At 35.9% G+C, this 13,075-nt stretch carries 9 protein-coding genes; 7 read left to right on the forward strand and 2 right to left on the reverse strand.

What is annotated here, in order from left to right:
* Nucleotides 1-222: 222 nt before the first annotated feature.
* The 5 genes from glmS (at nucleotide 223) to RZ55_RS02080 (ending at nucleotide 7,384) form a co-directional block, all read left to right on the forward strand.
* A complete protein-coding gene (gene glmS, locus RZ55_RS02055) occupies nucleotides 223-2,046 on the forward strand; it encodes a glutamine--fructose-6-phosphate transaminase (isomerizing) (RefSeq protein ID WP_057175629.1) in 1,824 nt (607 codons plus the stop codon).
* Nucleotides 2,047-2,338: 292 nt separating this feature from the next.
* Nucleotides 2,339-3,937: a glycoside hydrolase family 73 protein gene (locus RZ55_RS02060; RefSeq protein ID WP_057175630.1), complete on the forward strand. Its 1,599-nt coding sequence runs from the start codon at nucleotides 2,339-2,341 to the stop codon at nucleotides 3,935-3,937.
* Nucleotides 3,938-4,002: 65 nt separating this feature from the next.
* Complete coding sequence (locus RZ55_RS02065; RefSeq protein WP_080695596.1) at nucleotides 4,003-5,160, forward strand: ABC transporter ATP-binding protein; 1,158 nt, start codon at nucleotides 4,003-4,005, stop codon at nucleotides 5,158-5,160.
* Nucleotides 5,161-5,229: 69 nt separating this feature from the next.
* Nucleotides 5,230-5,538: a hypothetical protein gene (locus RZ55_RS02070; RefSeq protein WP_034532024.1), complete on the forward strand. Its 309-nt coding sequence runs from the start codon at nucleotides 5,230-5,232 to the stop codon at nucleotides 5,536-5,538.
* Nucleotides 5,539-6,196: 658 nt separating this feature from the next.
* Complete coding sequence (locus RZ55_RS02080; protein ID WP_057175632.1) at nucleotides 6,197-7,384, forward strand: PLP-dependent aminotransferase family protein; 1,188 nt, start codon at nucleotides 6,197-6,199, stop codon at nucleotides 7,382-7,384.
* 42 nt (nucleotides 7,385-7,426) lie between these two features.
* On the opposite strand, the gene RZ55_RS02085 is transcribed toward RZ55_RS02080, so the two are convergent.
* Nucleotides 7,427-9,463, reverse strand: a complete 2,037-nt coding sequence (locus tag RZ55_RS02085; protein ID WP_053792534.1) for a KUP/HAK/KT family potassium transporter — start codon at nucleotides 9,461-9,463, stop codon at nucleotides 7,427-7,429.
* A 161-nt stretch (nucleotides 9,464-9,624) separates the two neighbouring features.
* Between RZ55_RS02085 and RZ55_RS02090 the strand changes: the two genes are divergently transcribed.
* Together RZ55_RS02090 and RZ55_RS02095 are read left to right on the forward strand one after the other, a co-directional pair.
* Nucleotides 9,625-10,725 (forward strand): SLC13 family permease, encoded by a 1,101-nt coding sequence (locus RZ55_RS02090; RefSeq protein ID WP_057175633.1) that lies wholly within the window; start codon nucleotides 9,625-9,627, stop codon nucleotides 10,723-10,725.
* 74 nt (nucleotides 10,726-10,799) lie between these two features.
* On the forward strand, nucleotides 10,800-11,585 hold the full coding sequence (locus RZ55_RS02095) for a glucose-1-dehydrogenase (RefSeq protein WP_034535224.1): 786 nt from the start codon (nucleotides 10,800-10,802) through the stop codon (nucleotides 11,583-11,585).
* Nucleotides 11,586-11,633: 48 nt separating this feature from the next.
* Here the strand turns inward: RZ55_RS02095 and RZ55_RS02100 are convergent, their stop codons facing one another.
* Nucleotides 11,634-12,965: an MFS transporter gene (locus RZ55_RS02100; RefSeq protein ID WP_241772086.1), complete on the reverse strand. Its 1,332-nt coding sequence runs from the start codon at nucleotides 12,963-12,965 to the stop codon at nucleotides 11,634-11,636.
* Nucleotides 12,966-13,075: the final 110 nt, after the last annotated feature.

Consider the following 13,075-nt stretch of genomic DNA (forward strand, 5'->3'; position numbering starts at 1 on the left):
TATAAAATGAGTCGAATTTAATCTGGATTTTTGTTTATATTATGCTTATTGATACCAACATGACGCAATTTTTTACTTTTTTTGCATAAACTATACCAATTTAATATTTTTCAATTGACATTGATAATTAAAACTTGTAATGTAGATTATGTCGAAAATGATAAAAAAGATATAAATTTATTTAAAACAATTAATAAATAAAGAGTGAAAGGAAAATAGAATATGTGTGGAATTGTTGGTGTAACAGGGAACAAAAATGCCGTTGATATTTTAGTTAATGGTTTACAAAAACTAGAATACCGTGGTTATGATTCTGCTGGATTATACGTAAACGATGAAGGTAAAAAAGATTACCTTGTAAAGAGAACCGGTGCGATTAGTAATCTAAGAGACGCCGTAAATGATATGAAGATTAACGGAAGTGCAGGAATTGCGCATACTAGATGGGCTACTCATGGGGGAGTAACTGTTGAAAACGCACATCCTCACTTCTCACAAGACAAGAGATTCTACCTAGTTCACAATGGTGTTATCGAAAACTACCGTGAACTAAAGGAAAAATACTTAAGTGATGTTGAATTCACTTCACAAACTGATACAGAAGTTGTTGTTCAATTAGTTGATCACTTCGCTGTAACTGAAAACCTAAGTGCTAAAGAAGCATTTAAGAAGACTCTATCATTACTAAAGGGTGCTTCGTACGCATTCCAATTAATGGATAGAGAAGAACCAAACACTATCTATGTTGCTAAGAACAAGAGTCCGCTATTAATCGGTCTAGGTGAAGACTGCAACGTGGTATGTTCAGATTCTCTAGCAATGCTAAACGTTACTCATGACTTCTTAGAATTGGATGACGGTGACTTTGTGACCGTTAAACCAGATTCAGTAACTATCGAAAACAAAAATGGTGAAGTCGTAACCGATAGACAACCATTCCACGTTGATATCGATGCCAGTGACACTGACAAGGGTACTTACCCATACTACATGCTAAAAGAAATTGACGAACAACCAAACGTTATGAGAAAGCTTTCAGCTGAATACCTAAACGAAAACGGTGATCCAGTGATCGAAGACGACTTATTAGATTCAATTAAAGAATCAGACCGTCTATACATCATTGCTGCTGGTACTAGTTACCATGCTGGTTTAGTTGGTAAGGAATTATTCGAAAAGTTGGCACAAGTACCTACTGAAGTTCATGTTTCTTCAGAATTTGCTTACAACATGCCATTACTTTCAAAGAAACCATTCTTTATCTTCCTAAGTCAAAGTGGTGAAACAGCTGATAGTCGTGAAGTATTAGTTAACCTAAACCAATTAGGCTACAAGAGTTTAACAATTACAAACGTTGCTAACTCAACACTTTCACGTGAATCGAACTACACATTACTACTACATGCTGGTCCAGAAATTTCAGTTGCATCAACTAAGGCATACACAGCACAAATTACTGTTGAAGCTATCTTAGCTAAGGCTTTAGGTGAATCATCAGAAATTAAGGCTGCTAAAGACTTTAACTTGAAACAACAACTAGGTTTCGTTGCCACTGGTATGCAATCAATCGTTGACGAAAAGGAAATGATTAACGAAATTTCTAAGAAGTACTTCGTAAAAGCTAACCGTGCATTCTACATTGGTAGAGGAATTGACTACTTCGTTTCACTAGAATCATCATTGAAACTAAAGGAAATTTCATACATTCTAGCTGAAGGTTTTGCTTCAGGAGAATTAAAACACGGAACCATTGCTTTGATTGAAGAAAACACACCAGTTGTTGGTATTATTACTCAATCAAACACTGCTGGTTTAACTAGAAGTAACCTAGAAGAAACAATGGCTCGTGGTGCTAAGGCAATTACCATTGCTACTGAAACACTTGCTAAAGATAACGATGACATCGTTATTCCAGATGTTAATCAACTATTAACACCACTATTGAGTGTTATTCCTGCTCAACTATTGGCTTACTACACTAGTTTGAACAAGGGATTAGATGTTGACCATCCAAGAAACCTTGCTAAGAGTGTTACTGTTCAATAATTTAATAATTAAAAGGGTGCCTTGGGCACTCTTTTTTATTTGATGAAAATTAAAAAGAGACTAATTTTTCTTATAAGATTTTATAAAAATTTACTGTGTCATGTTATAATCATTAACTGGGAGTGTTTTTGATGAAATTTACCAAGAAAACAAAAAACAATTCGAATAAACAAGCTAAAGCGGACAAGACTTTTAATAAGTTTAAGGAACAACAAAACCGCCTTAGTGCTAGCCGAAGAGGCGTAAAGAGATAAGAGAGAATAAAAAGATTTTTAATGGAGAGAGAATAATTATGAGAAGAAAACCGATCGTCAAGTCATTGCTGTATGTCCTGAGTGCGAGTGCAGTTATTTCAGCAGGACATGTTTACGTGTCACACGCGGATGATTTAGACAATGGTGCAAATAATACTGCCACTGCAGCTACTGTTAACACAAATGTTACTGCTGCTTCTTCAGTTAATAACATTTTGGGATCACAATTAACTGCCGACAACTTTATTTCAACAATTTCACCAATTGCTCAATCTATTGCCAATAGCAATAATCTATATGCTTCAACAATGGTTGCTCAAGCAGCGCTAGAAAGTGGTTATGGAACCAGTTACTTGACGCAAGTTGCCAACAACTTGTTTGGAATTAAATCATTTGATGGTACCGGTGTTAAGCTAAAGACCTCGGAATACAACTCCAAGGGCCAAGCTTATAGCACCTACGCATACTTCAAGAGCTACAACAGTGTGATGGACAGTCTTCAAGGCTATGCCACTTTCTTAACTGTTAACTCACGTTATGCGAACGTATTTAAGTCACAAGCTAAGGACGGATTCGAAGCTGCAACCAACATCCAAAAAGATGGTTATGCAACTGATCCAAGTTATGCTAATAAGTTAATTAATCTAATTAATACTTATAACTTAACTTCCTTAGACGGTAATACATCATCAACTAATACCAATACAAGCACTCCAAGTACGCCAAATACAAATAGTAGTAGTAACACAAACAATACTACTAATACTAAACCTAAGAAAACGCTAGCGACTGCTACTTATACATATGGTAATCCGCTAGAAACTTTCAAATTATCATCCAAGTTTGCAAATTACAACCTATACACTCACGTTAAAGACACTACTGCTAAGAACGTGACTGGCAACTGGCCTAGTCACCTAAAGGCAGGCAGTAACGTCTACGTTGATTGTTTAGCTGTTCGTACCTACAAGGGTGCAAGTACTACTTGGTATCGAATCAAGACTAGTAAGAATGCCAAGAGTTATTGGGTAAGTGCTAAGGCCATTGATTTCCCAACCATTCACATTAAGGAATACAATGGTAAGGCTAAATTAAGTCATGCAAACCGTGGACTATACAGCAATGTTTTCAATTCTCAAACATTAGCTAAATCACTAGGATCATCCAATAGTTATAAGGATCAAACATTTAATGTAAACCAAATTGCTACCTATACTTATCACGGTAAGGAAAACACTTGGTACCGTATCAATGTTTCCAACCTAGGAGATGTATGGGTAAACAAGACTGGTGTTATTTATACCAAGGCCGAAAAGAAAGTAGCGAAGAAAAAAGTTACTAAAAAGAAAGCTAAGAAGGTTGCAAAAAAGAAGACAACCACTAAGTCATCTATTTATTCAAAGGCATCAGGACATGCATATTTGAATAACTACGGTAAGTTTGCTCTATACAACCACATTCCTGGCACTTCTAAGCACATTCAAAAGACCGCTTGGTCACAAGTTAAGGTGCCAAAGGATTACAAGGTTGGCGTTAATTTAAAGGGAATTAGAACTGAGTACAACACTACTTGGTATCGCATCGTTTTAAATCATAAGAATTATTGGATTTCTGCCAAGTCACTACTTTTTTATTAATTTGATATAATTAGTAGTTAGTTTTATAATGATTAAATCGAAATAAAATATAGGAAGTATTAAGAATGACTGAAGATTATAAGATTAAGGTTCAAAACGTAACTAAAGAGTACGATTTGTTCAAAACACAAGCTGATAAATTAAAATCATTTTTCTCCATTAAGACTGATGTTCCTCATTTCTGGTCACTAATGGGAGTATCTTTTGAAGTTAAACCAGGTGAAGCACTTGGTTTAATTGGTGTTAACGGTTCAGGTAAATCAACTATTTCTAACATTATTTCTGGAATTATTCCTCAAACAACTGGTTATGTTGATGTAAAGGGTGACACTTCAATCGTTGCTATTAGTGCAGGTCTAAGAAAGAACCTAACTGGTAGAGAAAACATTAGATTGAAGTCATTAATGCAAGGTTTAACTAACGAAGAAATCGATGCATTAATGGACGACATCGTTTCATTTGCTGATATTGGTGACTTCGTGGATCAACCTGTTAAGAGTTACTCATCAGGTATGAAATCACGTCTAGGATTCTCAATTGCCGTTCACATTAACCCAGATATCTTGATCATTGATGAAGCGTTATCTGTCGGGGATGATACTTTCTACCAAAAGTGTGTGGACAAGATTGCTGACTTTAAAGAACAAGGCAAGACTATTATCTTCGTTTCTCACTCACTAAAACAAATCGAATTCTTATGTGACCGTGTTGCTTGGATTAACTATGGTAAGCTAAGAATGATTGGTGAAACTCAAGAAGTAACTACTAAGTACCGTGAATTTATTGAATGGTTCAAGAAGCTATCTAAGAAAGATAAGGCTAAGTTTGAGGCAGAACAAAAACAAATTCAGAAAGACTTTGATATCGATGAATACCAAAGACAAGTTACTGAGGAAGAACAAGCACAACATCCAGATGACAAGCATGTTGCTGCTAAGGTTAAGAAGCGTTTCTACGGATCAGTAATCAGTGAAAAGATGCCTAAGACATCAGTTCTATTTACTTGGTTAGTAACTATCGCTACTTTATTCTTCTGCTTAGTTAACGTTTCAGGACATCCACTAAGCCACATCATTGAACACCCAGCATCAATCGTAAAACCAACTAAGAAGTTAGTATTACCTAAGGGTGTTGCTAAAGATAACAAGAAGACTACAAAGAAACATCATAAAAAGACCACTACTGAAAAGAAAACATCATCAGTAAAGGCAACTATTAAATAATCAAAAAAATCCGTTTTCTTTGAACGGATTTTTTTTGCGAGGGGAGATTAAATTAAGATGGCTAAAGAAATGAAGAGTCATGAAACATTGGATTTAATTGAACAAATTACTAGACTAGACGGTACCAAGTACATGGAAATTAGTAACATGGTTCAAAACGGTAGAGCTGAACTAGCTGCAGAACGAGGCTTCATTAAGGAAGTGCGTATTTTGCAACTAAACATTCCGCATTCAGAACACGTTATTAATTACGAAAACTACATTAACGAAAATTTCGAAATGCCAGATGAAAGCATGGATCATTTTGAAGAATGGACCAAGACACCAGAGATGGAAAAAGAAGTGGCCATGATTCTAAAAGAAAATCACGTTGGATAATAAAAAAAGGAAGTCATCGGTAGGTTGATGACTTCCTTTTATAATATGTGTCCACTTCTAATGCTGCGAAAAAATAATAGCTAAATAACGAGCAACATTTAGTGGGATGACTTGAATATGTACTATTCATTATAAATGATGATATTTAGTATGACAATAAAAAATTTGAAAAAAATTAAAAAGGTAAGACATTTGTCGTGTTATTATTAAAACAATTCGATAGCACTTATCGACAATGGGATTAGGTATATTAACAACGGGAGAGTATTATTCATGAAAACAATTATTAAGGAAATATTATTAAATATCGCATTATACATCTTTCCACTCATTTTTATTATTAGCGGAATCAGTGAATCAAATGTAATGTATGTAGTTGGATTTATCTTAGCTGGAATTATTAGCGTTCTAATGGTTCTTATGTACACAACATACATATTTACCCACAAAAAAGGAGAAAGGGCCTTATATCGCATTATTTTACTAATAATCGAAATAATTATCCTTCTATTCTGTATTTACGTTGTGTTCGCTAGATAATTAATATCTATATTAGAAAACAATTAGAAAGCTATTGAAATTTTAATCTCACAGTACTATATTATTGTTAACGCTAAATTTGGCGTTAACTTTTTTATAAAGAATGGAGTGATTTTGTATGGATTTCAAGTTTTCAAGTCGTGTACCGAATGTAGATAATGATGTGGTGGGAGAAATTTTAAAGGTAGCTGGTGATCCAGAAATCATTTCATTTGCTGGTGGGCTACCTGCACCCGAATTATTCCCGGTAAAGGAAATGCATGAAGCAGCTGATAAGGTTTTTGAAAAACACGGTGCTGAAGCATTACAATATACCGCTGCAATCGGTAATCCGCATTTACGAGAATTAATCGTTGAGCGAATGCAAACCAACAAAGAAGTAACAACCACTGTGGATAATGTTTGTATTACCACTGGTTCAGAACAATCAATTGACTTAGTTGCTAAGATGATGGTTGATAAAGGTGACGTTATCTTAGTTGAAAAACCAACATATCTTTGTGCGTTAGACGTATTTAGAAGTTACGGAGCTAAGGTTGTCGGTGTTGATATGGATGAAGAAGGAATGAAGATGGATGCCTTAGATGAAAAACTAAGTGAATATCCAGATACTAAGTTCATCTACACAATTCCTAACTTCCAAAACCCAACTGGCCGTACCATGACTGCTGACCGTCGTGCTAAAATGGTTGAATTAGCAGAAGCACATGGTGTAACCATTCTAGAAGATGACCCATATGGTGAAATCAGATACTCAGGTGTTGCTGTACCACCAGTTAAACACTTTGATAAGAATGGAACTGTGGTGTACATGAACACATTCTCGAAGATCTTAGCCCCAGGGATGAGATTAGGATGGATTGTGGCTGATAAGAAATTTATCGATATGTTCGTTGTTATGAAGCAATCTGCTGACTTACATTCAGATAACTTATCACAATTTATCGTTGCTCAATACATGGAAGACAACGACTTAGACAAACATATTAAGGCAATTTCAGACGTTTACTACGAACGTGCATCTCTTATGTTAAAGGAAATTGATGAACAATTCCCAGCAGGCGTTAAGCATAGTAATCCAGAAGGTGGAATGTTTATCTGGGTAGAAGTACCTGGAAACGTTAATACCATGGACTTATTTAACAATTGTGTAAAGCATAACGTTGCCTTTGTCCCAGGTGAACCATTCTATCCTGACGAAGTAATTCCAGGAACATTTAGAATGAACTTCTCCAATATGAAAGCAGATCAAATTCATGAAGGCGTTCGCCGTATGGCCGCAGCCATTGATGAAATGATGAATTAAGCACAAAAAAAGGACTTACCAATTTGGTAAGTCCTTTTTATTTTATATGTTATGTCTTGTATGAATTGAGTGGTAAATCTTTCTTTGTACTAAATATTGATCATGTTGCATGGTAATAAATAGTGGAGAAGATTCTTCGATAACATTACTGAATTCCAAACCATACCATGAGATAGGGGAGGCAGTGATGTTTTGTAGGAAGATACGTCCGGAGATTAGTTGTCTGTCAAAGGCATTGATTTCTGAGTTCAATGCTAAATCAGAAGGACGTTCGTTGATGATAACGAACTTGAAGTCTCCAACGTTACCAGGTTTACCATTTGAAGTATACTTTTGCTTTTGTGGATCGATAACACCTTGTTTGATTAGGTAGTTAACAATTTGGTGTAAGTAGATACTTACACTTTGTTGCTTTCTAAATCCAAGGTATAGTTGAACGTCAACAACGTTCTTAGTATCCAACAAGTCAACAGTGTAGTTACTTTCATAAGGATTACTTGTTTCATTAACAGTAACGAACCAGTATACCTTAGCTCTCTTTGGTTCCTTGTCTAAGATTGAATACATTGTACTACGTTTGATTTGGTAGTCGTTCTTAATCTTAGTCATGTATACCAAGTTAGAAGTGTATAGCGGAATTGATTCGTCTTCACTCAAAGCAGATAGTTGATCCTTGTAGTGAGTAAGTGAAACATATTCGCTTTCTTTTTCGTAATGGTCACGACGCTTGTTACCGAAGTACCATAGAATCATGACGATTAGGATAGCACCCATGATGATTAGAGTAACGAAACCACCATGAACGAACTTAACAATACTTGCAATGAAGAATGTAAATTCGATAACTGCGAAGAATGCAGCGATGAAGAAAGCCCATAGTCTTCTCATCTTGCCTGATAGGTATTCGAATAGAAGAACAGTAGTCATAAGCATAGTAATTGTAATTGCTAAACCATATGCTGATTCCATTCTTTCTGAACTACCGAATGACCAAACGACGATGAAGGTAACGATACATAGGAACCAGTTAACAGTTGAAATGTAAATTTGGCTTCTAACGTTACTTGGATGTCTAACAATCATTCGAGGTAAGAACTTAAGACCAATTGCTTCATCAACTAAAGTAAATGATCCAGTAATCAATGCTTGAGAAGCGATGATTGCGGCTAAAGCGGCAATTACAATCGCAAATCCACGAAGTGAATCAGGAAGCATTTCATAGAATGGGTTTAAGTTACTTAAGTTAGCAAATTGTGGGTTATGAGCGTTGTTAATAACCCAAGCACCTTGTCCTAAGTAGTTCATGATTAGGGCAAAGTAAACGAATGGCCAAGTACCATAGATGTTCTTCTTACCAACGTGCCCCATGTCTGAATACAACGCTTCAGCACCGGTAGTTGCCAAGAAGATACTACCTAGAATGAAAATACCAGCTTTGTTAACAGGACTGAATAGAATTTCAATCGCATATACTGGGTTAAAGGCACCTAGGATGGCTGGGTATTTTAGTAGGTTCACAATCCCCATTATAGCGAGGAAGGCAAACCAGATAAACATCACAGGTCCAAATGAATTACCAATGATTCCAGTTCCAAATCTTTGGATTAAGAACAAAACCAAAAGCACACATGAAGTAATGATTAAGACGTTTTGTTGTGAATTACTAAATGAAATCGGACCAAAGTGTTGGCCTTTCAAACCTTCAAGAGCGGACGTTACGGAAACCGCAGGGGTCAAAGTACCGTCGGCTAACAATGCAGCACCACCGATTAAAGCAGGCCAAACTAGCCATTTTGCTTTTCTTCTAACTAATGCGAAGAGGGCGAAAATACCACCTTCACCGTTGTTATCAGCACGCATTGTAATCAATACGTATTTAATTGTTGTAATCACCATTAATGTCCATATAATTAATGAAATTGATCCAATTATGTAGAATGGTTTGATGTTGGCCATCTTACCAGCATTACCAATAATTGAATTCATTACATATAGAGGTGAAGTACCGATATCACCATAGACAATTCCTAAGGTGATTAGCATTCCCATAATGGAAATCTTATCAAATTTAGCTTTCATGACTAAATCCTCCAAAAGTAATTATGTAAAATTCACACATTGATAAAGTACAATTTACCACTTATTTAAGCTAGTTTAAAGAAAAATCTGAAAAACATTCCCTTAAATGTTAAATTATAGGTTAGTAAAACTAATATTATTCCCAGGACGGTGTACAAAAATTGATACGAACAATTTTCAAAAATATTATCTCAGATACGGTCTTAAAGATTGTAGTTGCAATCTTTTTAATCCTATTAATATTTAAACCAATGGATCTCAAAGACATTGATTTAGACACCATCATGATCTTGTTTAACCTAATGTTAATCATCTCGCTAGTTAAACGAGCAAATATTTTAGCTTATATAAGTAACTCGATTATAAACCATGTCCAAACAACACGCCAAATAACTGCTTACATTACAATCACATCCTTTGTTTTGTCGATGTTTGTGACCAATGATGTTTCTATCATTACGCTAGTGCCACTATACATTTTGATTGCGAAACAGTTAAACCTATCGATAGTTTATCCCACCGTGTTAATTACGATTGCTGCTAACTTAGGGAGTGCGTTTACACCGATTGGGAATCCACAGAATGTTTTCCTAGTTGAGCTTTACCATGTCTCTATTCAATCGTTTTTTGCGAACTCATTGATATTGTTGGTGATGGGGATGCTTTCGATGGCATCATTGATTTTCTTTAGTGAAAACAAACCGCTACAAGAAACACCAACCGAAAACGTCAGTGTTAATAAAATCCATCTATTGATGCTTGCCGGACTATTTGTTCTAGTCTTGCTAGCCCAGTTCTCGTTGTTCTCAATTTGGATTGATACATCGATTACTCTAGTGGTAGTCGAAATGTTTTCGCCCAAAAGCATTGCTGATGTGGATTACTCACTACTATTGTCCTTTGTCTTCTTTTTCTTGATTGTGGGGATGTTAAGCCGCATTGATCTGGTGGTTTCATTGATCCATCAGTTTACCCTAGATGGCATTCATACCTATTTAACTTCCATCGTAACCAGTCAGTTCATCAGTAATGTTCCAACAGCCGTGTTATTATCCAAATTTTCCGCTGATTTTACGTCGATCTATTATGGAGTATCGATTGGTGGACTTGGAACATTGGTTGCCTCACTGGCTAATTTATTGGCATACAAACAAGTTTCGCTGAATGCAGCGTATGCAAGTGGCAAATTTTTGAAGGAATTTACTTTCACAAACTTAATATTATTGTTAGTGTTGTCATTGTTAAAGATTATCTTAATTTAATGTCAGAAAATTTCATTTTGTGGAATTTGTGTCATAATTAAAATAATGAATTCTTTTGGAAAGGAATGATTTTAATGTACACAGATTTAAATGGAAAGGTAGCAGTAGTTACTGGTGCCTCAAAAGGAATTGGTAAGGCCATTGCACTTCGTTTGGCACAAGAACACATGAAGTTAGTGTTCAACTATCATTCAGATCAAAATGGGGCACAAGAAGCCGTTGACCAAATTCGTGAAAACGGGGGAGACGCAGTTGCAGTTCAAGCTGACGTTTCAAAAGAAGAAGATGTCAACAAGTTAGTTAAGACAGCTGTTGAAGAATTTGGTGATATGGATTTATTCATCAATAACGCTGGAATGGAAAAAGAGACTCCAACTCACAAGTTAGCTCTTGAGGATTGGAAACGAGTAATTGATGTAAACCTAACTGGTACTTTCTTAGGTACTAAGGCCGCATTGAATTACTTCTTAGATCACAAACGTGAAGGAAACATTATTAATATGTCTTCAGTTCACCAATTGATTTCATGGCCACATTTTGCAGACTATGCTGCATCTAAGGGTGGTAGCAAACTATTCACTGAAACTGTTGCTAAGGAATATGCTGAACAAGGCATTCGTGTAAACGGAATTGCACCAGGTGCAATTAACACACCGATCAATGCTAAGAAGTTCGCAGATCCAGAATTATACGCACAAACTGCTGAATTAGTTCCAATGAATCGTATTGGTAAACCAGAAGAAGTGGCTGCTGCCGCTGCATGGTTAGCTTCTACAGAATCATCATACGTAACTGGTGAAACTATTTATGTTGATGGTGGTATGAAACTATACCCAGAATTTAAAGAGGGTCGTGGATAAAATTCCACAAAAAAAGATGATATCGAGTAGATACCATCTTTTTTATTTTTATAATGCCTTGCTACCGAAATCACGAGGTTGAATAAATACTTCTAGGATTGGGTATAGCATTAGGATTCCTAAGAAAATGAATCCATATTCGTATGCGGTATTAACGCTAACAAAACTAGATAGTGCTGATACAACAACGGTGATTAATGAAACTCCTAAACCTTGTGCCATGGTTTGTAATACAGAACTTAATGTATTAGCTGAGTTTCTTTCTTCCATTGGAATTTCAGAGAACGTAACGGCGTTGTAGCAGGTAAGTGCTAGTGAACGACCACAACCTGAAATGAACGCTAGACCAGCAATAATAAAACCGATTGTAGTGGGTTGAATCCATGCCAATGCAGCAGTACTTATTCCAACAGTAAATAATGCTATTAATAATGAAGCTTTGTACTTAATATGTCTGATAATTACGTTTGTAAATGGCTTGATACCAATGTTTCCGATGAAAACGAAAATGACATAGTATCCAGCAACCAATGCTGACCAGTGGAATACTGTTTGTAAGTACACTGTTAATAGGTAAGGAAGGGCACCAACAGATAACCATAGGAATGTTCCACCGGTTTGATAGATTCTAAACGAGCTGACCTTTAAGGCCTTAATATCAAATAGTGGGTTATCCACATGTGATAAATGATGGCCGACCACTAGGATCATTAATAGACCGATTAATACCAAGATACCAGCTGTAGGCCAGTATTCTCTACCATAAGTGGCGATTTCAGCACCGATTAGGATGAAACCAGATGAGATAGCGATTTCGATAAATCCTAGGAAATCAAACTTAGTGCGGCTCTTTTGAGTATCTTTTTCAACTAACTTAATACCAATGATAATTGCTAATAAACCGATTGGAACGTTGATTAAGAAAATCCATTGCCAAGTAAGATACTTAACGAAGAATCCACCGATGATAGGAGCAATTGCTGGAGCAATTAGGGCAGGCCATACTAGGTAGTTAGCCATTCTAAGTAGTTGGTTTGAAGGTGTCTTTTCCAACATGATTAAACGAGCGGTAGGAGTCATTAGTGATCCGGCAAAACCTTGGATGAAACGACTCGCTAATAGGAATGAGAAGGTAGGTGCAACAGCATCACCTAATGAACTTAAGACGAATAGTAATGTTGCCAATAACCAGGCGTTCTTCTTACCAATTCGTTTAGCAATCCATCCACTCAATGGGATGAAGATTGCCATAGTAATAAAGTAGATACTTACCGTTAATGAAAGTGAAGAAGTAGGCACGTTTAGACTTCTTCCGATGTACGGTAAAGCAGTTGTTACGATTGTCGCATCTAGGAATTGCATGAATAGACTTGAAGCCATTAATAATGCGACTTTGATATAATTGCTGATAATAAATCAGTTCCTTTCCTATATTGTACTTAAAAAAGTATATCATAAATTTTTTTTAAGATTAATGTAATGATTTGACG

It is taken from the genome of Apilactobacillus kunkeei (assembly GCF_001421115.1).
In the GTDB taxonomy this organism is placed as follows: Bacteria; Bacillota; Bacilli; order Lactobacillales; family Lactobacillaceae; genus Apilactobacillus; species Apilactobacillus kunkeei_F.